The following is a 22,672-nucleotide window of genomic DNA, read 5'->3' as shown; positions in this document are numbered from 1 at the left end:
TCTGACGGCGTGTCGCATGCGGTTTGGGACCAAACCGCAGACGTCAACGACTCCGGACCCGCTCCAGCGCGGCCTGGGCGGAGTCCCGCTCGGCGGTGGCGGTGCGCAGGTCGGCGGCGGTGCTGTCCCGGACCTCCTCCGCCTCGGCCAGCTCCTCCTCGAGCGCCTCGGCCTGCTCCTCGAGGTCGGCGAGGCGGCGCCGCAGCTCGTCGGTCTCGGCCTCCAGCTGGAGGGCGCGGGCGGAGAGCCGCTCAACCTCGCCGGCGGCCTCCTCGTGGGTCGCCCGCGCGGCGTCGTACTCCTCCTCGGCCGCGGCGAGGCGCTCCTCCGCGGCGGCCCGCGCCTTGGCCGCCCGGTCTGGGTCCGGGACGACGTGCAGGTCGGGCGGCCCCGGGCGCGGGGCCTCGCGCGCGGTGGCGCTGAAGCCGAGCGCCTCCGGGACGGCCACCGCGCTGGCGAGGTCCGCGGCGTCCATCGGCTCCACGCCGGTGGTCCGCAGGGCGCTCACCAGCAGCCCGCTGCGGACCGCGCGGCCGCACTCGGCGTCGACCATCGCGGCGGTGAGGGTCGACTCGACCTGCTCGGCGACGGCCTCGGTGATCCGCGCGCCGTCCTCCGCGGCGACGCGGCGCGCCTGGGTGGTGACGGCGGCGGTGACCTGGCGGCGCTGCTTCGTCAGCGCGCGCAGCTCACCGGCCGACATCGCGGCCTGTGCCTCGCGCAGGGCGGCCCCGACGCTCAGCAGCTGGTCGACCTGGGCGGCCTCGCGGCGCACGAGCAGGTTGACCACCCAGGCCGCGGTGCTGGGCTTGCGCAGCGCCTTGACGCGAGCCGCTGCCGGCGTCCCCTTCAGCTCCTTCGCGCGGGCGTCCCGCGCAGGGGTGAACTCGGCGAGCGGCAGGGCGTAGAGCTCGTCGGCGATCTCCAGCAGGTCAGCCTCGGTCTCAGCCACGGTCGAAGTCTTTCAGGCCCGCGCCGATCATGGCGACGGTGAGCTCGACCAGCTCCTCGCGCCCGACCTCCGGCGGCCGGGCGAGGGCGATCCGCAGGCAGGTGGAGACCAGGACGCCCATGAGCATGAACACGACCGCCTCCAGCTGCTCGGGCGCGAGGTCCGGTCGGTGACGCCGGGGCAGGAGCGACGCCAGGCGATGGAGGTCGGCCTCGATCTCGGGCAGGACGTTGGCGTTGCTGCCTGCCGGCAGCTGGTTGACCATCGCGGTGATCACTCCGCGATGGCGCTCGAACCCCTCCACCAGGGTGACCACGACGAGGCGCAGCGCTGCGTCCAGGTCGAGCTCGAGGGCGTCGACCACGCTGACCATCAGGTCGTCGCTGATCGCGTGCACGGCCTCCTCACGCAGGACCGCGAGCAGCTCGGTGCGGTCGTTGAAGTAGCGGTAGAACGTCCCGCTGCTCACGTGGGCCTCACGGACGACGGCCGTCGTGGTGAGTCGGTCGATGCCGTGCCGGTCGAGGATCCCGACGGCCGTGTCGAGGAGCAGGCGCCTGGTCTGGACCGCCCGCTCCTGCTGCGGCCTGGCCCGCTGCCGCTCCGCCACGTGCCCTCGCTCAGCCCTCGTCGAGGCCCTGCTCGATGGCGTAGCGGGTCAGCTCGACCCGGTTGTGCATCTGCAGCTTGCGCAGGGTGTTCTGCACGTGGTTCTGCACCGTGCGGTGGGAGATCACCAGCCGCTCGGCGATCTGCTTGTACGACAGCCCCTTCGCCACCATCTTGAGGATCTCCGTCTCCCGGTCGGTCAGCCGCTCCCCGGGCGGCGTGGCCGGCTCGTTCATCCGCCGGAACTCGCCCAGCACCAGCGCGGCCAGGCCGGGGGTGAAGACGCTGTCGCCCTCGGCCACCCGACGTACGGCGGTGAGGAGCTCCTCGCGGGAGGCCGACTTGACCAGGTAGCCGGTCGCGCCGGCCTTCACCGCCGCGAGGACGTCGTCCTGCTCGCCGGAGGCCGAGAGGATCAGGACCCGCGACGACGGCTCGCCGGCGAGGATCTGCGCGGTGACCTCCACCCCGCTCGGCGCGGGGATCTGGAGATCGAGGACGACCACCTGCGGTCGGGTCGCGGCGAAGCGGGCGATCGCCTCGCTCCCCGTGGCGGCTACCGCCACCACGTCGAAGCCCGCCGCCTCGAGGTCGCGCTCGACGGCGTCGCGCCACATGGGATGGTCGTCGACGACCATCACCCGGATCGGGTCCGTCATGGCAGGGACCCTAGGCCATCGGCCGGCTGTCGGCTCGCGCGGATTCACCACGGGATGTAGCCGAACCCGCACTTCCCCCGCGGAATTCCACCCGGGAAGCTCCGACTCGCCTACATCCCGTGGTGAATCCGCCGACGGCCCACCTACATCCCGTGGTGAATCCGCCCCCGCCTCACCCCAGCCGGACGAACCGACCCCGCCGGTGCAGCAGCGGATCGTCGCCCGCGTCGTCGGCTCCGATCTCGACGTGCTCGAGGGCAGCGGTGACCTCGACGGACCAGCCCACCGCGCGCTCGCCCGCGAGCCGTACGCCGGCCCAGGTCGCCGCGGTGGCGAGGCGGGGGCCGTGGGTGTCGGCGACGAAGGGGGCCTGGCGGAAGGGGCCGCCGGGCGCGGGGGCGGTGCCCGCGAAGGCCTCCGCCAGCTGGCGGTCGGCCCACGACAGCAGCTGGACGACGCCGCGGCCGGTCTCCCGGAGGACCTCGAGCAGCTCGGAGTCGGGGTCGAGCAGCGCGAGGACGGCGGGCTCGGGGCCGAGGGCGACCATCAGCGAGCTCACGGTGAGGCCGGCGCGCTCGTCCGCGCCGCCAGCGGTCCACAGCGTGACCGCGCCGCCCACCCGACCGCGGAAGCGCCGGGCGGGGTCGGGGTCCGCGTCCGCGAAGGGGTGGGTGCTGTGGATGGTCATGGTCCGTCCTGGGGAGGGTGCCGGGGTACGACGAAGGTCCACTCGGTGCCGTAGGAGCCGGTGTCGAGCGTGGCGGTGCCGCCGAGGTCGCGCACACGGCCGCGGATCGACTCCGCGACACCCAGTCTGCCCTCCTGCTCCGCCGCCTCCAGCCGCCCGGCCGCGATCCCGGGTCCGTCGTCGCGCACGCTGACCTCGACCCGGTCGCCGAGGTCCTCGACGAGCACCCACGCCGGGGCGTCGACGCCGACATGGCGCTCGACGTTGTCGAGGCAGGCACGCACGACAGCGGCCAGCTCGGTCACGGTGTGGGCAGGCAGCTCGATCGGCCCGGCCGGGAGGGCGACCTCGGTGCCCGGGCGGGCGGCGAGGGAGCCCAGGGCGGCCGCCAGGTCGGCGCGCCCGGCGGCGGCGTCCGGGGAGGTGGCGGTGAGCGCGTCCTGGGACCGGATCAGCGTCCGGAGCGCCTGCTCCTGCACGCCCGCCGCCCGGCCCAGCTCGCCGCCCTGGCGCTGCACGAGCGCGAGGACCTGCAGCACCCCGTCGTGGACGGCGCGCGCCAGCCGCGCGCGCTCGGCCGCCGCGGCGGCCTCCCGCTGGGCCAGGTCCCGCTCGGCCGCCATCGCCTTCAGCGACTCGCACACGAACCCGACCATGGAGCCGCCGAGCAGCATCAGGAAGACGTTGCCCCCGTCCTTCTGGGCGATCTCGGAGCGGGTGAGCAGGTCGACCGCGCCCAGGACGACGGCGGCCAGGGTGCCGCCCCGCCATCCGTAGCGGACCGCCCACGCCAGCAGGGCCCCCACGATCCAGTAGCCGGGGATGGTCGCCTGGAACCACGGCCCCTTCGCCACGGGCGTCGCCAGCAGCAGGGCAACCGCGAGCGCGAGGTCCGCGGCGAGCACCGCGAGCACCCGCCGTTCGGGGGCGGCATACACGACGAGCGCGCCGGCGGTGCCCGCGACCATCACGCCGACGCAGGTCCAGCCGAGCGCCGGGTGGTCGAAGTTGTCGCGGTAGACGTTGATCGCCACCGCGTAGGCCAAGACGACGACGCGGAGCACGGCGAGCGCGCCGAACATGCGGTCCTCGACCGCGATGGCGGCCCGGGTGGCGCTCGCCCCGTCGGTCACGACGACCCGGTCACGGACGTCCCGGTCAGGACGCGAGCTTGCCGTGCTCGCCGCCGTCGTGCTTGTCGCGTCGCGACTCCGCCTTGGCGCGGGTGGCGTACATGTCGACGTACTCCTGCTGCGAGAGCCGCATGATCTCGTACATGATCTCGTCGGTGATCGAGCGCAGGATGAAGCGGTCGTTCTCCATCCCGGCGTACCGGGAGAAGTCGAGCGGCTTGCCGAAGCGCACCGTGGGCCGGGTGATCCGGCCGAACTTCTTGCCCGGAGGGGCGACGACGTCGGTGCCGACGACCGCGACGGGGATCACCGGGACGCCCGTCTCCAGGGCGAGGCGCGCGATGCCGGTCTTGCCCCGGTAGAGACGTCCGTCGTGGGAGCGGGTGCCCTCGGGGTAGATGCCGAAGAGCTCTCCCTCGGCGAGCACCCGCTTGGCCGACACGAGGGCGCCGGACGCGGCGTCACCGCTCGTCCGGTCGATCGGGATGTTGCCGGTGCCGCTGAAGAAGTTCTTCTGGAGCCAGCCCTTGACGCCGGGCGAGGTGAAGTACTCGGCCTTGGCGACGAAGCGCACCATCCGCGGGATGACCAGCGGCATGAACAGCCAGTCGGCGTAGGAGAGGTGGTTGCTCGCGAGGATCGCGGGCCCCGTGGCCGGCACGTTCTCGACGCCCTCCGCGCGGGGACGGAAGACGACCTTCAGCAGGGGCCCGAGGGCGACGAACTTCAGGAACCAGTAGAACAACCGACCGAACCTTCCCGGAATCAAGCCCAGCATCCGCCCGGACGGACGCCACTGGAACGGATCCTAGCGGTGGTGCGGCACAATCTCGCCATGCCGCCGAGCACCTCCGACCTGACCGCGCCGCTGACGATCGCGGCCCGCCCCGAGCTGACGGGTGGGCGCCGCGTCGGCGTCCTGCTCAGCCACGGCTTCACCGGCTCGCCTGCGTCGATGCGCCCGTGGGGCGAGCACCTCGGCGCCCTCGGGTACGGCGTCTCCGTCCCGCTCCTGCCCGGCCACGGCACGACCTGGCGCGAGCTGAACCGGGTGCAGTGGACGGACTGGTACGCCGAGCTGACCCGGGCCTTCGACGCGCTGCGGGCCGAGCACGAGGCGGTCGTCATCGGCGGGCTGTCGATGGGCGGGGCGCTGGTGCTGCGTCTCGCGGCCGACCGTCCCGACGAGGTCGCCGGCGTCATGGTGGTCAACCCCGCGGTCGCGACCAAGAGGCGCGACGTCAAGCTGCTGCCGGTGCTCAAGCACCTGGTGCCGTCGTTCCCCGCGATCGCCGGGGACATCAAGAAGGCGGGCGTGCTCGAGCACGGCTACGACCGCACCCCGCTCAAGGCGATCCACTCGCTCATGCGGGCGTGGCCGGGGCTGGTCGGCGACCTGCACCAGGTCACCGCTCCCCTGCTGTACTTCCGCTCCGACACCGACCACGTCGTCGACGAGGCCTCCGAGCCGCTCGTCCTCGCAGGGGTGTCCTCGACGGACGTGAAGCGGGTCGCGCTGCCGGAGAGCTATCACGTCGCGACCCTCGACAACGACGCACCCACGATCTTCGACGAGTCCGCGGCCTTCATCGCGCGGGTGACCTCCGGATAGGGCCGGGGCGTAGCCTGAGGTGGTGCAGCGGGACGACCCGGACTACGACGACGCGGCGTGGCAAGCGATCGTCGACAACTACGGCGAGCGCGCCGAGCTCGACCTCCCCGCGGACCCCGAGGCCGCCGCGGTCGGCCAGCGGGCCGACGAGCCCGTCGACGAGCCAGTCGACGAGCCGGTCGACGAGCCGGTCGAGGAGCCGGTCGAGGAGGATCGCTTCGTCCCGGACCAGCCTCCGCCCGTGCCGGTGCCGCCGGCGGACCGGCTGCTCGCCTGGCTCGGCGTCTTCGGCTCCCCCACCGTGCTGCTCGCGTCCGTCATCCTCGGCATCGGCCTGCCGGGCTGGCTGACGGGACTGCTCGTCGCCGGCTTCGTCGGCGGCTTCTGCTATCTCGTGATCCGCAGTCCCGGCTCACCCCGCGATCCCTGGGACGACGGCGCGCGAGTCTGAGTGGCCGCCGCCCCGGCCCGTCAGCCCCGGCCGTCGCGTGCGAGCAGCGCGGCGCCGATCGCACCGGCCTCCGGGCCCAGACGCGCGGGGACGAGAGCGGGCACGGCGCGGTAGGCCGTGCCCTGCAGCGACCCGACGAGCGCCGTGCGGGCCGGCGCGAGCAGCAGGTCGCCCACCGCGGAGACGCCGCCGCCGACCACGACCAGCTCCGGGTCGAACGCGGACACCAGACCCGCGACGCCGACGCCCAGCCAGGTGCCGATCGAGGCGAAGGCGTGCCGGGCGACCTCGTCGCCGGCCCGGGCCAGCGCGGTCACCTCGGGCCCGTCCAGGTGCCGGCCGAGGGCGACGCGGGCGACCCGCTCCAGGGCCCGGCCGCTGCAGTACTGCTCCCAGCAGCCGCGCAGTCCGCACTCGCACGCCAGGCCGTCGGGAACGACCTGCATGTGGCCGAACTCGCCCGCCAGACCGTGGGCGCCGCGGACCACTCGGCCCCCGAGCACGACTGCCCCGCCGATGCCGGTGCCGATGGTGACGAGCAGCGCCGACCGCGCCTCCCGTGCCGCGCCGAGGGTCAGCTCGGCGAGCGCCGCGCAGTTGGCGTCGTTGTCGAGGACCACCGCGAGTCCGGTACGACGCGCGAGGCTGCTCCGCACGGGCGCGTCGCGCCACGGGAGATGGGCGCCGAAGAGAAAGCGCTCGCCCGCGCCGTCGACCAGGCCCGCGGCCGAGAGCCCGAGGGCGTGCGGGGGGGCGACGTCGTACACGTCGCGGGCGGCGAGGGCGACGGCCTCCTCGAGGGCGTCCGCGTCCGCCGCGCGTCCGGGCATGGGCCGGGTCGCGGTCGCCTCGACCGCGCCGTCGGCGTCGATGCGGACGGCGAGCACCTTGGTTCCGCCGACGTCGACGCCGACGTAGGTCGCGCGGCCCATCTCAGCCGCCCATCTCAGCCGCGGCCCATCTCAGCCGCGGGCCAGGTCCGCGGCACCGACCACGCCGGCGCGGTTGCCCATGGCGGCCAGCCGGATCTCGGCCTCGGGGCGGAAGCCGCGCCCGGTCAGCTCGCGCTCGAAGGCCTCGCGGATCGGGTCGAGCAGCAGCTGCCGGGCCTCGCTCACGCCGCCGCCGATCACGACCACTCCGGGGTCGAGCACGGCCGCCAACGAGGCGATGCCCTGACCGAGCGCGTCGCCGAGACGGCCCAGCGCGGCGACGGCGAAGGGGTCACCCTCCTGCGCGGCGGCGGTGACCAGCGGCCCGTCGATCGCCGCCACGTCTCCCCCGGCGCGCTCGAGCAGACCGGCGGCCGCGGCGGGGTCGGCCAGGGCGGCCTCGCGGGCGTCGCGGACGAGCGCCGACCCGCTGCCGTACTGCTCGAGGCATCCGTGGTTGCCGCAGCCGCACAGCCGTCCGCCGGGCACGAGGCGCAGATGGCCGATCTCGCCGGCGACGCCGTGGGCGCCACGCAGCAGCCGGCCGTCGGCGATCACCCCGCCACCGACGCCGGTGCCGACGGTGACCATGAGCTGGTCGTCGTGGTCGCGCCCCGCGCCGTAGCGGAACTCGCCCCACGCGGCGACGTTCCCGTCGTTCTCGACCACGACCGGCAGACCGACCAGTCGGCTGAGGTCCGCGCCGAGCGGCTCGTTGCGCCAGGCGATGTTGGGAGCGAAGAGCACCGTGGAGCGGTCCGAGGCGATGTAGCCCGCCGCACCGACGCCGACCGCCACGACCGGGTGGCGCGCGACGAGGTCGGCGACCAGGCCCGCCACCGCGGACTCGATGGCCGAGGGATCGGTCGCCGGCGAGACGACCCGGGCCTCGGCGACCACGGTCCCGGCCTCGTCGACGACGGCGCCGGCGATCTTGGTGCCGCCGATGTCGATCCCGCAGGTCAGCGTCCCCGTCACGACGTCGGCTCCTGCGGCTCGCGGGGGTCCTCGGTGCCGTTGGTGCCGTCGGTGCCGTCGAGGTCGTCGAGGTCGTCGAGGTCGATCCGCTGGACCTCCGGACCGCGCTGCGGGCTCCCGTCGGAGGGTTGCTGCGGCAGCGTCTCCATCAGGCCGGCGGCCGCCTGCAGCAGCGAGGACGCGGCGACCATCAGATGGCTCTTGACCTCCGGCGAGGTCTGGCGCACCGCGTGGACCACCCGGCAGATCGGGCAGTAGCGGCACTCGGCGGCATCGGTGGCGATGTGCTCGCCGACCTCGTGCGCCATGGCCGCGGCGTCGCCGATCAGCGAGCCGGCGAGATGGCCGACGCCACCGGCCGCGTCGCCGGTGTGCTGGCGGGCCAGGTCGGCGAAGGCGCCGAGCAGCTTCATCGCCTCCTCGCCGACGCCACCGATGTCCTCGGGCCGCTCCCGGCCCTCCTCGTCGCTCATCGCGCCTCCCTCCCGGCTGCGGCGGGGGCGGGCTCGGCGAAACGGACCCGCAGCTCCCCCTCCACCACGCTGGCTCCGGCCACCCGGAGCCGGGCGAGCCCCGACGGCAGGGTGAGCAGGCGCCGGTACGAGCCGACCGTCATCACGAGCTCGTCCCCGTTGCGGGCCAGGTCGACCTGCGCCCGCGTGACGAACGGCAGCGCCAGATGCGCGACGGCGCCCCCGTCCACATCGCGGACCACGCGGAAGGGCCCGTCACCGTCGGGTACGGCGAGCGGGTCGGCGTCGCCGTACAGGACTCCGGCGAGGGCTGCCAGGGCGTCCACCCCGACCGGCTCCGCCGGCTGGTACTCGGCGGTCCACACCGGCAGGCCGGCGAAGGACTGCGCCACCTCGCGCAGCACGTCGGCCTGCGCGCTCACCCAGCCGGCGCGCCACGGGTCCTCGTCGCCGGCGGGGAAGACCCGGTTGGCGACGACCCCGTCGACGCGGTAGCCGAACAGGCACAGGCTGGTGTAGGCGCGGCGGGCCTCGGCGAGGACGACCTGCTCGGGCGTGAGGACCAGGCGCACGGTCGACGCGGGCCCGGACAGGAGGGCGTGCACGTCGTCCAGCTCCGCGTGGAGCCGGGTGATCGCGTCGAACACGGCGTCGCCGGGCATCGGGACCCCGGCGGCCCGGTTGAGCACGGGACGCAGGGCCTTGACCAGGCGCCGCTGGATGGGCAGCAGCCGCTCGAGGTACCAGCCCAGCGCCTCGGGCAGCGCGAGCAGCCGCAGCGTCTCGGCGGTCGGCGCACAGTCGACGACGATGACGTCCCAGCGGCCCGACCGGGCGTGCTGGCGCAGCTCGAGCAGGGCCAGCACCTCCTCGGCCCCCGGGATCACCGTCATCTCCTCCGCGGCCACCGGGTCCATGCCGACCGCGTCGAGGACGGAGAGCAGGTAGCGCTGGATGTCGGCCCACGACTGCTCGAAGCGCAGCTGGGCATCGACCTGCTGCAGGAACAGCCCCGGCGCGACCTCGGTCGGCTCGGCACTCGGGTGGGCCGCGCCGCGCGCCCGGGCACCGGCGTCGCCCCCCGCGGCAGCGGCGCCGTAGGCGTCGGCCAACGAGTGGGCAGCGTCGGTCGAGATCACCAGGGTGCGCAGGCCACGGGCCGCCGCGAGCGCGGCCGTGCCGGCGGCGACGGTGGACTTGCCGACACCGCCCTTGCCGGTGAACAGAACGATCCGCACGCGAGCAGACCTCAGGCGCCGGACTCGACGCGCTTCTTCAGGCCCTTGAGCGCGGTGTCGATGAGGATCTTCTCGCCCTTGCGCTTGAGCATGCCGATCAGCGGGATCGAGACGTCGAGCGCGAGCCGGTAGGTGACCTCGGTCCCGGCGCCGGTCTCGCGCAGCACGTAGGCGCCCTCCAGCGCCTTGAGCATCTTGCCCTCGACCAGGGTCCAGGTGACCTGCCGGTCGCCGTCCCAGACGTAGGCGAGGGTGTACTCGTCCTTGATGGGCGACACGTCGAGGGCGAAGAACACCTCACGCGCCCGGCCGGCCTGCGCCGGGTCGGCGTCGTCGTAGGTCGAGCGCACCTCGGCCACGGTGACGCCCTTGGCCCATTCCGGGTAGGCGGCGAAGTCGGCGATCACGGCCATCACATCCGCTGCGGGCGCGTCGACGACGATCGACGAGGACGTCTGTTCGGCCATGCCCGGAAGGCTACCGGACCGACTCGGCGGTAACCTGCGCAGGTGCGCGAGTACTCCACCCCGCAGACCATCAAGGTCCCGACCTCGGGCAATCTCACGGACGACGTGGTCCGCAACGCGACCGAGGCTCCCGACGCCGTCCAGTTCAGCCGGCCCACCGCCGACGGCCGATGGGAGGACATCACCTGCGGGAGCTTCCTGGCCGAGGTGAGCGCCGTGGCGAAGGGCCTGATGGCGGCCGGGCTGCAGGCAGGCGACCGGGTCGCGATCATCTCGCGCACCCGCTACGAGTGGACGCTGCTGGACTACGCGATCTGGTTCGCTGGCGCCGCGACCGTGCCGATCTACGAGTCGTCCTCGGAGGAGCAGATCAGCTGGATCCTCTCCGACTCCGGCGCGCGGGCGGTCGTGTGCGAGGACGGCGTCCACCGCGGGCGCGTCGAGACCGTCCGCGCCGAGCTCGGCGCGCTCGAGCACCTCTGGACCGTCGAGGACGGCGCCATCGCGACCCTGACCGAGCTGGGCGCGGAGGTGTCCGACGCAGACCTCGAGCAGCGTCGTACGACGTCCGGGCCGGCGGACCTCGCCACCCTGATCTACACCTCGGGCACGACCGGGCGGCCCAAGGGCTGCATGCTCACCCACGACAACTTCCAGACCGAGCTGTGCGTCGCCGTCGCCGAGCTGGAGCGGCTCTTCGACGCCGAGGGCGCCTCGACTCTGCTCTTCCTTCCGCTGGCCCACGTGTTCGCCCGGATCATCCAGGTGGGCTGCGTGAAGTCCCGCACCCGACTCGGCCACAGCTCCGACATCAAGAACCTCCTCCCCCAGCTGGCCACCTTCCAGCCCACGTTCATCCTGGCGGTGCCGCGGGTCTTCGAGAAGGTCTTCAACACCGCCTCGCAGAAGGCGACGGCCGACGGCAAGGGAAAGATCTTCGACCGCGCCGCCGAGACCGCGATCGCTTACTCGCGCGCCCTCGACGGGGGACGGGTCCCGGTCCGGGTGCGCGTCCAGCATGCCCTCTTCTCCCGGCTCGTGTACGGCCGGCTGCGCGCCGCGCTCGGCGGCCGCTGCGAGTTCGCGGTGTCCGGCGGCGCGCCGCTCGGCGACCGGCTCGGCCACTTCTACCGCGGGATCGGAGTGACCGTGCTGGAGGGCTACGGGCTCACCGAGACCACCGCGGCGCTGACCGTGAACCTGCCGGACGCCCAGAAGGTCGGCACCGTGGGGCGGCCGATCCCCGGCACCGCCGTCCGGATCGCGGACGACGGCGAGCTCCTCTTCCGCGGCGGCCAGGTGTTCACCGGCTACTGGGACAACCCCACCGCCACGGCCGAGGCCATCGACGCCGAGGGCTGGTTCCACACCGGTGACGTGGGCGAGGTGGACGACGAGGGCTTCGTGCGGATCACCGGCCGCAAGAAGGAGATCCTGGTGACGGCCGGCGGCAAGAACGTCGCCCCGGCGGTCCTGGAGGACCGCGTGCGCGCCTCGGCGCTGGTCAGCCAGTGCCTGGTCGTCGGCGACGGCCAGCCGTTCATCGCGGCCCTGGTCACGATCGACGAGGAGGCGTTCCCCGCGTGGGCCGAGCTGCACGGCAAGACCGGCAAGGTGGCCGACCTCGTCGACGACGAGGACCTGCGGGCCGAGATCCAGGCAGCCGTCGACGAGGCCAACAAGGCGGTGTCGAAGGCGGAGTCGATCCGGAAGTTCGCCATCCTCCCGACCGACTGGACCGAGGAGGCCGGCCAGGTGACGCCGAGCCTCAAGCTCAAGCGCAACGTCGTGCTGCGCGAGTGCCGCGACGAGATCGCGGCACTGTACGCCTGAGCGACGCCCGAGGTCCCGCGCCGTCGGGACCATAGTCCTGACGGGCCATCCCGCGCCCTGCGATCGGCCATCATTCGGCTCCATTTGGGCCTTTCCCTCACGCCTCGAGGCCCGCCTTCGCTAGCCTCGCGAATGCGCTGCGACCGGGAGAGCAACGCACTCACCCATGGGGAGCGGGAGGGCTCTGAAAGTGGATCGTCGTAGGTTGTTGCTCGTCGTCGCAGCGGTGATCGCCGCGCTGGGCGTCGCACTCGTCTTCATGTTCGCGCGGGGCGCCGAGTCGCGCGCCGCCGCGAAGTACCAGACCACCAAGGTCGTCACCGTCGCCGCGGGGAAGACCGTCCTGCCGGGCGAGAGCATCAAGTCCGCGCTCGACACCGGCAAGCTCGCGGAGACCGACGTACCGCAGGGCCAGGTCCTCGAGAACGCCCTGCGTCAGGGCGACCTCGGCAACCTCGACGGCAAGGTGTCCCTGACCACCCTTTACGCCGGTGAGCAGCTGCTGTCCACGAAGTTCGGCGGCGTCGGCGACACCGTCGACGTGGCCTCGCTGCCCCTGCCGACCGGCATGATCGCGAAGCCGGAGTCCTTCGACCTGCCGGTGGGCTCCTTCATCGAGCCCGGTTCCCAGCTCGCGGTCTTCCTCACCGTCAACCCCAGCACGCCGACCTGCCTGCTGATCGACCGGGTGACCGTGCTGTCGAAGGGCGCCCAGACCGAGACCACCGTCGAGGAGGGTGCTGTCGAGGGCAGTGCCCCGGCCCTCCACCTGGCGGTCACCCAGCAGCAGTTCGAGTGGCTCCAGGACGGCCGGGAGCGCGGCAAGCTCTCCGTGGCCCTGCTGAACTCGGAGAGTGAGGTCCAGGTCGACAAGACCGGGCCCTGCGCCACCATCCGCGACAGCGAGTGAGGACGTCATGCCGGTACTCGTAGAACAGGACCCGACCCTCGTCGGGACCCTCGGTCACGCCCTGCCCACCGGGTCCCAGGTCGTCGCCACCACCGAGCGGGCCCTCGCCTGGCTCGACCAGCACCCGGACGAGTACGCGGTCGTCCTCGGCCCCTCCGTCGAGCTCCTCGCGGCGCTCGGGACCGCCGAGGACCTGCGGATCAAGCGGCCGACCGTGAGCGTGGTCCTGGTGCGCGAGCAGTTCGACACCGACGTGCTCACCCGTGCCATGCACGCCGGCGTCCGCGACGTCGTCGCGGCCGGCGACGAGAAGGCGGTCACCGGCGCCGTGGAGCGCGCCCACCAGCTGTTCCAGGCCCTCCGCGGCCCGGGGGGCGCGCGTCAGCTGGGACGGGTCGTCACCGTCTTCTCCCCCAAGGGCGGCGTCGGCAAGACGACCTCCTCGGTCAACCTCGCCCTGGCGCTGACCGACCGCGGCGCCCGCAAGGTGTGCCTCGTCGACCTCGACCTGGCCTTCGGCGACGTGGCGATCACCATGCAGCTCTTCCCGACCCACTCCATCGAGCAGGCCGTCGGCTCGGAGGACTCCATCGACCTCGCGATGCTCGAGGGGCTCCTCACCCGGCACCAGGACTCGCTGACCATCCTCGCCGCTCCCTCCCACCCGGACGTGCGCGAGCGGGTCACCCCACTGCTGATCTCGCGGATCCTGCGCGCGCTGCGCGACGGCTTCGACTACATCGTGGTCGACACCTCGCCGTCGTTCGACGACGCCACCCTGACCGCCCTGGACGAGACCGACGAGTGCGTGATCGTCGCGACCCTCGACGTACCGACCCTGAAGAACGTCAAGGTCGCCCTCGAGACCATGGACATGCTCAGCATCGCCCGCGGTCACCGCCACCTGCTGCTGAACCGGGCCGACGAGCAGGTCGGCATCAGCGTGGAGAAGGTCGAGAGCATCCTCGGCATGCCCGTCAGCGCGCAGGTCGCCACCGCCGTCGACATCGCGGCGGCCACGAACGCGGGCACCCCGATCGTCTCGGAGAAGCCCGGACACCCGGCGAGCCTGGCGTTCACCCATCTCGCCGCCTCGGTCACGGGCGAGCCGATCCCCGCCCCCGACGGCACCAACGCCACGGCCGCGGAGCAGCCGCGCGCACGCGGCCTGTTCCGGCGTGGGAGGAGCTGAGCCATGTCGAACCTGTCCGAGCGCCTGGCCGCCGCCCGCCGCGAGACCGCCGCCCAGGGCAAGCACGCGGCGGACCCCGGAGGCGTCGAGCCGCTGTCGCAGGCCTCCACCACCGAGCAGCCGGAGGCGACGGCGACGACCGTGACGGCCATGACGACCGTGACGACGCAGTCCGCGGCCGCCGACCCGAAGGTCCCCGGGCCGCTGTCCTCGCGCGCAGCGGCCGCGGCCGTGGAGAGCAAGGCCGCCGGCCGACGGATCGCGGGCAGCGAGAGCGACCGCCTCGAGGACCTCAAGGGCAGCGTGCACTCCGAGCTGATCAAGCAGCTCGGGCCTCACCTCTACGACGCCGAGATGGACCAGTCCGAGCTCGACCAGACCGTCCGGAGCGTGCTCTCCGACGTCCTGGGCGCCCAGGACCGCCCGCTCAGCGCCTCCGACCGGGCGCGGGTCACCCAGGAGATCACCGACGACATCCTCGGCTACGGCCCGATCGACCCGCACCTGCGCGACCCCGAGGTCTCCGAGGTCATGGTCAACGGCCACGACGACGTCTGGCTGGAGAAGAACGGCCGGCTGGTCAAGGCCGACGCGCACTTCGCCGACGAGGCGCACCTGCGCCGCACCATCGACAAGATCGTGTCCCGGATCGGCCGACGGGTCGACGAGTCCTCGCCGATGGTGGACGCGCGGCTGCCCGACGGGAGCCGGGTCAACGCGATCGTCCCCCCGCTCGCGATCGACGGGTCGGCGCTCACCATCCGGAAGTTCTCGACCGACCCGCTCACGGTCCAGGACCTGATCAACTTCGGCTCGCTGACCCCGCAGACCGCCGACTTCCTGGACGCGTGCGTCCGCGGACGCCTCAACATCATCGTCTCGGGCGGCACCGGGGCGGGGAAGACGACGACGCTCAACGTGCTGTCGTCGTTCATCCCGACCGACGAGCGGATCGTGACCATCGAGGACGCTGCCGAGCTGCAGCTCAAGCAGGACCACGTCGTCCGGCTCGAGTCGCGGCCCTCGAACATCGAGGGCAAGGGCGCGGTGACGATCCGCGACCTGGTCCGCAACAGCCTGCGCATGCGGCCCGACCGCATCGTCGTCGGCGAGGTCCGCGACGCCTCCGCGCTCGACATGCTGCAGGCGATGAACACCGGCCACGACGGCTCCATCTGCACCCTGCACTCCAACGGCCCGCGCGACACCCTGTCCCGCATGGAGACGATGGTGCTGATGGCGGGCATGGACCTGCCGATCCGCGCGATCCGCGAGCAGGTCGCGTCCGCGGTGGACCTCATCGTGCACCAGACCCGCTTCAAGGACGGCTCGCGCCGGATCACGCACATCACCGAGGTCGAGCGGATGGAGGGCGACATCATCACCCTCCAGGACATCTTCGTCTTCGACAACTCGGCCGGCTTCGACGAGAACGGCCGGATCCTCGGGCGGCTCCGCTCGACCGGACTGCGCCCCAAGTTCCTGGAGAAGCTCGCCTACGCCAACGTCGCCGTCGACCCGACGATCTTCCGGACGGAGCACGTCTGATGGGTGCGCTCGGTGCGGCCCGGCGCGGTACGGCGGCCCTGCTGGTCTGCGTGCTCTCCCTGCTGCTCGCCGTCCTGCTCGGCGGGCCGGCGCACGCGGAGGACGGCGGCATCGCCCACGTCGAGTCGACCGGCGACGGGATCCGGATCCTGGTCGACGTCCCTGCAGGAGCGCGCGTCGAGCTGACGGGCGTGCGGGCCACCCTCGACGGGGAGCCCCTGGACGCCACCGCGGCGAGCACCAGCTCTGGCTCGGCCGTCAAGCGCACCACGGTCCTGGTGATCGACACCAGCAACTCGATGCGGCGCGAGGGCCGGTTCGAGGCGGCCCAGCGCGCAGCCACGACCTATCTCGCCGCCGTGCCGGACGACGTCGAGGTCGGGATCGTCACCTTCGACAGCGCCGTGGAGGTCGCACTCGAGCCGACGACCGACCGGGACGCCGCGCGCGAGGTCGTCGCGGGGCTCTCGCTGCAGCGCAACACCCTGCTCTACGACGGCCTCATCGCCGCCACCGAGCTCGCCGGCACCAGCGGCCAGCGCTCGCTGCTGCTGCTCTCCGACGGGGCGGACGCCGGCAGCTCGGCCACCCTCGAGGACGCCACCGCCGCGATCGAGAAGGCGGGCACGCGGGTCCACATCGTCGGCCTGGACCTGCCGGAGGACCAGCTCGCTCCCCTGCGCACGATCGCGGCGACGGGCGAGGGCGACGTCATCACCTCGACCGGCGCCGCGCTCGCCGCCGCCTTCGCCGAGCAGGCCGAGGCGCTGGCCGAGCAGGTCCTGGTCACCGCACCGTTGCCCGACGGCTTCTCCGCGGACGTCGCGAACGTCCAGGTGTCGCTTCCCACGACCGGCGGCGAGCCGGTCGTCGCCCGGTCACTGGCGACCCTCGAGGCGGCGAGCACCCCCGGCGCCGCGGCCCCGCTCCCGACGATCGCGGACGACGGCGGCTGGACCGCGCCGTCGTGGCTGCTCTGGGCCGGCATCGGCGTGTTCGCCGTCGGCCTCGTCGCCGTTGCCCTGCTGCTGGTCCCCGCTCGGCCCGCGCCGATGACCATCGCGGACCGGGTCACGGCGTACAGCACCCGGGTGACCGGCCTGGACGAGCGCGACCAGCACAAGCCGGAGCCGCCGGCTGACCCGGTGCTCGACCAGGCGAAGGCGGCCGCCGCCGAGCTCCTCGAGCGCAACAGCGCGCTCAACGAGCGGATGACCCGCCGGCTGGCCGCCGCGGGCAGCGAGTTCAAGCCCTCCGAGTGGCTGCTGCTCCACATCGGGGTCGTGCTCGCCGGCGCGGTGCTCGGCCTCCTGCTCGGGCGCGGCTCGATCCTGCTCGGCCTGCTCTTCATGGTGGTCGGCTTCGTCCTGCCGCCGGTGTACCTGCGCGTCCGGGCCGGGCGCCGCCGGCGCGCCTTCGACGCCGCGCTGCCCGACGTCCTGCAGCTGCTGGCCGGAGCACTCAGCGCCGGGCTGTCGCTCGCCCAAGCCGTCGACACGGTCGTTCGTGAGGGTCCCGAGCCGATCGCCTCCGAGTTCAAGCGGGTCCTCGTCGAGGCGCGCATCGGCGTCGCCGTCGAGGACGCCTTCGAGGGCGTCGCCGAGCGCTTCCAGAGCAAGGACTTCGGCTGGGCCGTGATGGCCATCCGCATCCAGCGCCAGGTAGGCGGAAACCTCGCCGAGCTGCTCACCACGGTCGCCGCGACCATGCGCGAACGGCAGTTTCTGCGTCGGCACGTCCGCGCACTGTCCGCCGAGGGACGGATGTCCGCGGTGATCCTGTGCGCGCTGCCGCCCGCGTTCGGGCTCTACCTGTTCCTCACCAACCGCGCCTTCCTGCACCCGCTCGTGGCCGATCTGCGGGGCTTGATCCTTCTCGGCTTCGGCGTGGCGTGGATGACGATCGGAACCTTCTGGATGTCGCGCATGGTGAAGGTGGACCTGTGATGGTGCTGTTGCTCGCCCTCGTCCTCTTCGCCGGCGCCATCGCGGCCGTCGGCGCGGCCTTCGCCAAGGAGGAGCCCCAGGGACTGGCCCGCGCACTCGCCGCGCTGGAGCGCTCCGGACACGCCGGCCAGGCGCTGGTCGAGGAGGCTGACCCGCCCTTCGCGGACCGCATCCTGGCCCCGCTCCAGGCCCGTGCACTCGCGGTGGGACGCCGGCTGACGGGCGCCGACAAGGCCGACGGCATCCGACGCCGCCTCGACCTGGCCGGCAACCCGCACGGCTGGACCATCGACCGGGTCCTGTCGATGAAGGTGCTCTGCGCGGTCGCACTGCCCGTCGTGGTGCTCGCGTACGGCCTTCTCCTCGGCGGCTCCGCCACGACCCTCCTCGCGGTCGGTCTCGGCGCCGCGGCGCTGGGCTTCTTCGCGCCGGACCTCTACCTGCACAACAAGGCCTCCCACCGGGCCGACCAGATCCGCCGCTCCCTCGCGGACGCGGTCGACCTGCTGACGATCAGCGTGGAGGCCGGCCTCGGCTTCGACGCCGCCGTGCAGCAGGTCGCGCGCAACACCTCGGGACCGATGGCGGAGGAGTTCTCACGCGTTCTGCGCGAGATGCAGCTCGGCATGAGCCGCTCCGAGGCCCTCAAGGCGATGGGCACGCGCAGCAACGTCGAGGACCTCAGCACCTTCGTCGGCTCGATGGTGCAGGCCGACGCCTTCGGCATCCCGATCGCCCAGGTGCTGCGCGTGCAGTCCGGGGAGATCCGGGTCAAGCGCCGGCAGTACGCCGAGGAGAAGGCCCAACAGGTCCCGGTGAAGATCATGATCCCGCTGATCCTGTTCATCCTGCCGTGCCTCTTCGTGGTGGTGATGGGCCCGGCCGTGCTCAACGCGATCGACTCGTTCAGCGCACGGTGAGCGCGACGGATCACCACTAGGCTGGGAGGATGCCGAGCAGCCAGACCTATGCGGTGGTGGGTGCCGCGCGCCTCTTCGCGCTCCTGGCCATCGGAGGCCCGATCGCGTGGTTCCACCAGGAGCAGGGCCTGCTCGCCCTCGCCGCGGTGGCGGGCGTCTGGATCTACCAGGGCGTGACGGCGACCCGCCGCGACCTGGAGCTCTCGCTCAGCCCGATGACCGAGGCCGCCGCGATCGGCGTGATCTGCGCCCTCGGCATGACCGACTCGCCCGTCATCCTGGCCGCCCTCGTCGTGCCCCCGCTCTACGCCACCGCGGTCGCCGGCGTGCGCACCATGGTGCGCACGGTCATGGTCGAGCTGATCTCCGTGGTCGCGCTCGGGCTGATGTGGTGGGAGACGGTCACCGCCGACCAGGCCGTGGCGATCTTCACCTGGAGCATGGCCGGCCTGGGGCTCAGCCTCATCGCGGCCGTCACCTTCACCTCCGACCGGGTGCCCGACCCGGTGGCGCCGTACCGCGACGCCCAGGAGCACCTCAAGCAGCTGATCGACCTGGCGGGGAGCCTCAGCTCCGGTCTCGACGTGGGGGCCCTCGGCGGCGAGCTGCTCAGCCAGGTCAGCGATGGCATCCCCAACCGCGCCCTCGTGCTCTACGTCCCCCGCGGCGAGGCGTTGGCACCGGTCGCCTCGACCGTGGAGCTCGACCCGGCCGACGCGGTGGCCACGGAGACGCTCGCGGGCGACGTCCGGATGCAGGACCCGGGCAACGCGCGGCCGGTGCAGATCGGCGAGGGCTTCGCCTTCCGGGTCAGCGACCAGGCCGTCGTCGCGGGACTGCGCCCGCCGGGCTCGGACACCAGCAGGCCCCTCCCCCTCGCCGTCGTGGCGGGCGAGCTCGCGGACATGGCGGTGAAGCTCGATGCGGCGCTGCTGTTCGCCCAGTTCCGGGACGCCGCCACGGCCGACGAGCGCAACCGGCTGGCGCGGGAGATGCACGACGGCGTGGCCCAGGACATCGCCTCGCTGGGCTACATCATCGACGCCCTCGCCGCGCGCCCGGCCGACGAGCAGCAGGCCAAGGCGCTCGCGATGCTGCGCGAACGGGTATCGAAAGTCGTCGCGGAGGTACGGCAGTCCGTGATGAACCTGCGCACCAGCATCGGCGAGAACGAGAGCCTCGGCGCCGCGATCAGCAACGTCGCCCGCCACCTCTCGGAGTCGTCGGGCATCCCCATCCGGGTCCGGCTCGACGAGCAGCCGACCCGGCTGCGCCCCGAGGTCGAGGCGGAGCTCTTCCGGATCGCCCAGGAGGCGATCAACAACGCGGTGAAGCACGCACGTGCGACCTCCATCGACGTGCGCTGCCAGGTCTACGCGCCCGAGGCGGTCATCACGGTCAGCGACGACGGGGTCGGCCTCCAGACCGCCCGCTCGGACTCGCACGGGCTGAAGATCATGCGCGAACGTGCCAGACTGATCGGCGCGGAGCTCGTGGTTCGCGACAACGCGAGCCGCGGGCTCACCGTCTCGGTGGCCCTCAAGATCCCCCGGAGCGCGGTCGCGAAGGGCGACGTCTCCCCGACCCTCACGGAGCAGCGATGAACCACCCCGCGGGCGACCCGACGACCGTCCTCCTCATCGACGACCACGAGCTGATCCGCGACGGTCTCGGCGCGGTCATCGACCTGGAGCCCGACCTGAGCGTCGTGGGCACGGCGGGCTCGGTCCAGGAGGGCATCCAGCGCTACCGCGAGCTGCGGCCCGACGTCGTGGTCACCGACCTCCAGATGCAGGACGGCACCGGCCTCGACGTCGTGCGCACCCTGCGCAAGGAGAGCGACCAGGTCGGCCTGGTCGTGCTCACCATGCACTCCGGCGACGAGCAGATCTTCGCCGCCATGCAGGCGGGCGCATCCGGCTTCGTCGGCAAGGACGCACCGTCCACGGAGGTGATCAAGGCGGCACGCCACGCCGCGGTCTCCCCCAAGGCGTTCGTGTGCGCCGGCCTGGTGGGGGCGATGATGCGTCGCCAGTCCGCGGAGTCGACCGCGCTGACCGAGCGCGAGCACGACGTGCTGCTCCTGCTCGCCGAGGGCCTCAACGCGGCCGCGATCGGGCAGAAGCTCTATCTGTCCGAGTCGACGACCAAGTCCCACATCGCCCGGATCTACCAGAAGCTCGGGGCCGTCAACCGCGCTCAGGCCCTGGTCACGGCGATGCGCGTCGGGCTGCTCTCGACCGTGCAGCCCTCGGCCCGCTGAGCACCCGGGCAGCACGCCCGTCGCCGCTAGTCAGAAGTGACTAGCGGCGAGCAGACGAACTCCCGATTCGCCCGAGACCGCGCTCCGGCAGAGTTCTGGTCATCGGGGAAAGCACTCCCCGGGGACACGAAGACCAGTGCACAGGGAGACCCCATGATCCAGTACCTCAGCATCCTGCTCAACGCCCGCCTCGGCAAGGACGACGAGCGCGGCGCGACCGCCGTCGAGTACGGCCTGCTCGTCGCCCTCATCGCAGCGGCGATCGTCGCCGTGATCGGCTTCCTTGGTGACGACATCCTCGGCGCCTTCGACAAGGTGGAGAACTCCATCGGCGGCAGCCAGGGCTGACCTAGGACCGTGACGGCCGCGCCACCTGACGGGGGCGCGGCCGTTTCGTTCTCCCGAACCATTGACTCAGGAGGCATCGTGAGCACGACAGCCGACATCACGCCCCGGGGGGCATCAGCGGTTGAGTACGGCCTGATCGTCGCCATGATCGCCGGGGTCATCGTGTTCGCGGTGCTCTGGTTCGGTCGCGACGTCATGTGGCTGTTCGAGAACACCAACGCCAGCATCGACACGGCGGTCAGTCCGTAGGTCGGGCGACGAACCGGTTCGCCAGGCCGATCCGCTCCAGGACCGTCGGGTGCGAGCCGAACCACCACTGCGACCACGCCGGGGGTGTGGGGTCGGCATGGGAGCGCAGGGCCAGACGGCGCTGGAGGTCGACGAACGCCTGGGGGGCGTTGGTCACCTCCAGCGCGGTCCGGTCGGCCCGGGTCTCCAGGGCTCGACTCACCATGTTCTCCACCGGCGCCGCCAGCACCGTCGCGATCGCGACCAGCGCCAGGACCCGCGGCACCGCCGCGACGAGGTCCGCAGCCTCCTCGTGACCCCGGGCCGGTAGGCCCTCCTGCCGGCGCGGACCGGGCAGGAGCAGGCCGAGCAGGCCCACCCCGGCGAGCGCGCCGGCCGCCCCCAGCAGGGTCCCGGTCAGCACGTCGTCGTACTTCGCGTGGGCGAGCTCGTGCGCCACGACCGAGAGCGTCTCCTCGCGGGGCGTATCGGCCACGAGCGTGTCGTAGAGCACCACCCGCCTGCTGTGCCCCAGGCCCGAGACATAGGCGTTGAGCGTGGTCGTCCGGCGCGACGCATCGGCGACGAGGACGTCGTCGACCGGCACCCCCTCCGCGTCGGCCAGCGCGAGCACGTCGTCGCGCAGCGCGCCGTCGGGCAACGACGCGAAGCGGTTGAACGCCGGCTCCACCACGAGCGGGTAGGCGAAGGAGCCGAGGACGACCAGCGCCGCGGCCACCATCCCCGCCACGGCCGGCCACAGCCGCGGCAGCCGGCGCACGCAGGCCGCCAGGGCCACGACGGCGATCGAGGTCGCCACGACGGTGATGAGCAGACCCTTGACCTGGTCCGCGGACCACGCCCCCCAGCTGCTGGTGACCAGCCCCTCGTCGAGACCGTGCAGCCGCAGGGCGATCCCGAACGGCAGCGTCGCGACCGCGCCAGCCAGAGTCAGGACCAGCACCGCGACGACGATCCGGACCCACCACCACCCGCGCAGGCCCGCCGCCAGCCGGCGGCCCGTCTCCCCGAAGCCCAGCCAGACCGCGACCGCCAGGGACACCGCGAGCCGCGACCAGCTCCAGACCCGGGCCCAGGTGGCGTAGTGCTCACCACGCTCGATCTGCTCGGGAGTGAAGACCGACGACGCGGCGACCGGGTCGGGCAGACCGCCCGGCACCGGATGCCACGGCACCCGCGCGAGGGCGACCAGGACGAACGCCGCGGTCCCGACGAGGACGGTGCCGAGCGCCACCCGGCGCACGGCGGAGCGAGTGTCGAGCGGCGGCACG

Annotated in this window: 24 protein-coding genes; 12 read left to right on the top strand and 12 right to left on the bottom strand. The window is 73.0% G+C overall.

Annotation, left to right across the window (positions count from 1 at the left end):
* Window positions 1-43: 43 nt before the first annotated feature.
* From ACJ5H2_RS08385 to ACJ5H2_RS08360, 6 genes are all read right to left on the bottom strand, one after another.
* Window positions 44-952, bottom strand: coding sequence for a hypothetical protein (locus ACJ5H2_RS08385; RefSeq protein WP_408899112.1), 909 nt, complete (start codon window positions 950-952; stop codon window positions 44-46).
* On the bottom strand, window positions 945-1,562 hold the full coding sequence (locus ACJ5H2_RS08380) for a TetR/AcrR family transcriptional regulator (protein WP_408899111.1): 618 nt from the start codon (window positions 1,560-1,562) through the stop codon (window positions 945-947). The genes ACJ5H2_RS08385 and ACJ5H2_RS08380 overlap by 8 nt, the downstream gene beginning before the upstream one ends.
* A 10-nt stretch (window positions 1,563-1,572) precedes the next feature.
* Window positions 1,573-2,220, bottom strand: coding sequence for a response regulator (locus tag ACJ5H2_RS08375; RefSeq protein ID WP_408899110.1), 648 nt, complete (start codon window positions 2,218-2,220; stop codon window positions 1,573-1,575).
* 172 nt (window positions 2,221-2,392) lie between these two features.
* Window positions 2,393-2,908: a flavin reductase family protein gene (locus tag ACJ5H2_RS08370; RefSeq protein ID WP_408899109.1), complete on the bottom strand. Its 516-nt coding sequence runs from the start codon at window positions 2,906-2,908 to the stop codon at window positions 2,393-2,395.
* Window positions 2,905-4,041 carry a MacS family sensor histidine kinase gene (gene macS, locus ACJ5H2_RS08365; protein WP_408899108.1) on the bottom strand — a complete coding sequence of 379 codons (1,137 nt, stop codon included), beginning with the start codon at window positions 4,039-4,041 and terminating at the stop codon, window positions 2,905-2,907. Before macS ends, ACJ5H2_RS08370 begins: the two co-directional genes overlap by 4 nt.
* Before the next feature lie 25 nt (window positions 4,042-4,066).
* Window positions 4,067-4,786, bottom strand: coding sequence for a lysophospholipid acyltransferase family protein (locus ACJ5H2_RS08360; protein WP_408899107.1), 720 nt, complete (start codon window positions 4,784-4,786; stop codon window positions 4,067-4,069).
* 90 nt (window positions 4,787-4,876) lie between these two features.
* Here ACJ5H2_RS08360 and ACJ5H2_RS08355 point away from each other — a divergent pair, with 90 nt between their 5' ends.
* Window positions 4,877-5,653 carry an alpha/beta hydrolase gene (locus ACJ5H2_RS08355; RefSeq protein WP_408899106.1) on the top strand — a complete coding sequence of 259 codons (777 nt, stop codon included), beginning with the start codon at window positions 4,877-4,879 and terminating at the stop codon, window positions 5,651-5,653.
* Window positions 5,654-5,675: 22 nt separating this feature from the next.
* Entirely contained in the window at window positions 5,676-6,104 is a 429-nt protein-coding gene (locus tag ACJ5H2_RS08350) for a hypothetical protein (RefSeq protein WP_408899105.1), read from the top strand.
* A gap of 20 nt (window positions 6,105-6,124) precedes the next feature.
* On the opposite strand, the gene ACJ5H2_RS08345 is transcribed toward ACJ5H2_RS08350, so the two are convergent.
* Genes ACJ5H2_RS08345 through ACJ5H2_RS08325 form a run of 5 tightly spaced genes read right to left on the bottom strand, consistent with a single transcriptional unit; the run spans window position 6,125 to window position 10,192 of the window.
* Window positions 6,125-7,036: an ROK family protein gene (locus tag ACJ5H2_RS08345; protein WP_408899104.1), complete on the bottom strand. Its 912-nt coding sequence runs from the start codon at window positions 7,034-7,036 to the stop codon at window positions 6,125-6,127.
* A 30-nt stretch (window positions 7,037-7,066) separates the two neighbouring features.
* The gene (locus tag ACJ5H2_RS08340) at window positions 7,067-8,014 is read right to left on the bottom strand and encodes an ROK family glucokinase (RefSeq protein WP_408899103.1); all 948 of its coding nucleotides are present in this window, start codon (window positions 8,012-8,014) and stop codon (window positions 7,067-7,069) included.
* Window positions 8,011-8,487 (bottom strand): hypothetical protein, encoded by a 477-nt coding sequence (locus ACJ5H2_RS08335; protein ID WP_408899102.1) that lies wholly within the window; start codon window positions 8,485-8,487, stop codon window positions 8,011-8,013. Before ACJ5H2_RS08335 ends, ACJ5H2_RS08340 begins: the two co-directional genes overlap by 4 nt.
* Window positions 8,484-9,725 carry an ArsA family ATPase gene (locus ACJ5H2_RS08330; RefSeq protein WP_408899101.1) on the bottom strand — a complete coding sequence of 414 codons (1,242 nt, stop codon included), beginning with the start codon at window positions 9,723-9,725 and terminating at the stop codon, window positions 8,484-8,486. Before ACJ5H2_RS08330 ends, ACJ5H2_RS08335 begins: the two co-directional genes overlap by 4 nt.
* An 11-nt stretch (window positions 9,726-9,736) precedes the next feature.
* Window positions 9,737-10,192 carry an SRPBCC family protein gene (locus ACJ5H2_RS08325; RefSeq protein WP_408899100.1) on the bottom strand — a complete coding sequence of 152 codons (456 nt, stop codon included), beginning with the start codon at window positions 10,190-10,192 and terminating at the stop codon, window positions 9,737-9,739.
* 42 nt (window positions 10,193-10,234) lie between these two features.
* Between ACJ5H2_RS08325 and ACJ5H2_RS08320 the strand changes: the two genes are divergently transcribed.
* From ACJ5H2_RS08320 to ACJ5H2_RS08275, 10 genes are all read left to right on the top strand, one after another.
* Window positions 10,235-12,025 (top strand): AMP-dependent synthetase/ligase, encoded by a 1,791-nt coding sequence (locus tag ACJ5H2_RS08320; protein ID WP_408899099.1) that lies wholly within the window; start codon window positions 10,235-10,237, stop codon window positions 12,023-12,025.
* 190 nt (window positions 12,026-12,215) lie between these two features.
* Window positions 12,216-12,935 carry a Flp pilus assembly protein CpaB gene (locus ACJ5H2_RS08315; protein ID WP_408899098.1) on the top strand — a complete coding sequence of 240 codons (720 nt, stop codon included), beginning with the start codon at window positions 12,216-12,218 and terminating at the stop codon, window positions 12,933-12,935.
* A gap of 7 nt (window positions 12,936-12,942) precedes the next feature.
* Window positions 12,943-14,127 carry a CpaE family protein gene (locus tag ACJ5H2_RS08310; RefSeq protein WP_408899097.1) on the top strand — a complete coding sequence of 395 codons (1,185 nt, stop codon included), beginning with the start codon at window positions 12,943-12,945 and terminating at the stop codon, window positions 14,125-14,127.
* A gap of 3 nt (window positions 14,128-14,130) precedes the next feature.
* Window positions 14,131-15,675 carry a CpaF family protein gene (locus tag ACJ5H2_RS08305; RefSeq protein WP_408899096.1) on the top strand — a complete coding sequence of 515 codons (1,545 nt, stop codon included), beginning with the start codon at window positions 14,131-14,133 and terminating at the stop codon, window positions 15,673-15,675.
* Window positions 15,675-17,621 carry a type II secretion system F family protein gene (locus tag ACJ5H2_RS08300; RefSeq protein WP_408899095.1) on the top strand — a complete coding sequence of 649 codons (1,947 nt, stop codon included), beginning with the start codon at window positions 15,675-15,677 and terminating at the stop codon, window positions 17,619-17,621. The genes ACJ5H2_RS08305 and ACJ5H2_RS08300 overlap by 1 nt, the downstream gene beginning before the upstream one ends.
* On the top strand, window positions 17,621-18,541 hold the full coding sequence (locus ACJ5H2_RS08295) for a type II secretion system F family protein (protein WP_408899094.1): 921 nt from the start codon (window positions 17,621-17,623) through the stop codon (window positions 18,539-18,541). The genes ACJ5H2_RS08300 and ACJ5H2_RS08295 overlap by 1 nt, the downstream gene beginning before the upstream one ends.
* Before the next feature lie 29 nt (window positions 18,542-18,570).
* The gene (locus ACJ5H2_RS08290; protein WP_408899093.1) at window positions 18,571-20,145 is read left to right on the top strand and encodes a sensor histidine kinase; all 1,575 of its coding nucleotides are present in this window, start codon (window positions 18,571-18,573) and stop codon (window positions 20,143-20,145) included.
* Complete coding sequence (locus tag ACJ5H2_RS08285) at window positions 20,142-20,804, top strand: response regulator (RefSeq protein ID WP_408899092.1); 663 nt, start codon at window positions 20,142-20,144, stop codon at window positions 20,802-20,804. The genes ACJ5H2_RS08290 and ACJ5H2_RS08285 overlap by 4 nt, the downstream gene beginning before the upstream one ends.
* A gap of 153 nt (window positions 20,805-20,957) precedes the next feature.
* Window positions 20,958-21,152 (top strand): Flp family type IVb pilin, encoded by a 195-nt coding sequence (locus ACJ5H2_RS08280; RefSeq protein WP_408899091.1) that lies wholly within the window; start codon window positions 20,958-20,960, stop codon window positions 21,150-21,152.
* 78 nt (window positions 21,153-21,230) lie between these two features.
* Window positions 21,231-21,401, top strand: a complete 171-nt coding sequence (locus ACJ5H2_RS08275) for a Flp family type IVb pilin (protein WP_408899090.1) — start codon at window positions 21,231-21,233, stop codon at window positions 21,399-21,401.
* Here the strand turns inward: ACJ5H2_RS08275 and ACJ5H2_RS08270 are convergent.
* On the bottom strand, window positions 21,391-22,671 hold the full coding sequence (locus tag ACJ5H2_RS08270) for a M48 family metallopeptidase (protein ID WP_408899089.1): 1,281 nt from the start codon (window positions 22,669-22,671) through the stop codon (window positions 21,391-21,393). The genes ACJ5H2_RS08275 and ACJ5H2_RS08270 overlap by 11 nt on opposite strands.
* Window position 22,672 lies beyond the last annotated feature (1 nt).

Source organism: Nocardioides pymetrozini, from assembly GCF_046058985.1.
GTDB lineage: Bacteria > Actinomycetota > Actinomycetes > Propionibacteriales > Nocardioidaceae > Nocardioides.
The sequence above is the reverse complement of the archived record's forward strand: the minus strand, read 5'-3'. Positions and strand labels throughout refer to the sequence as shown.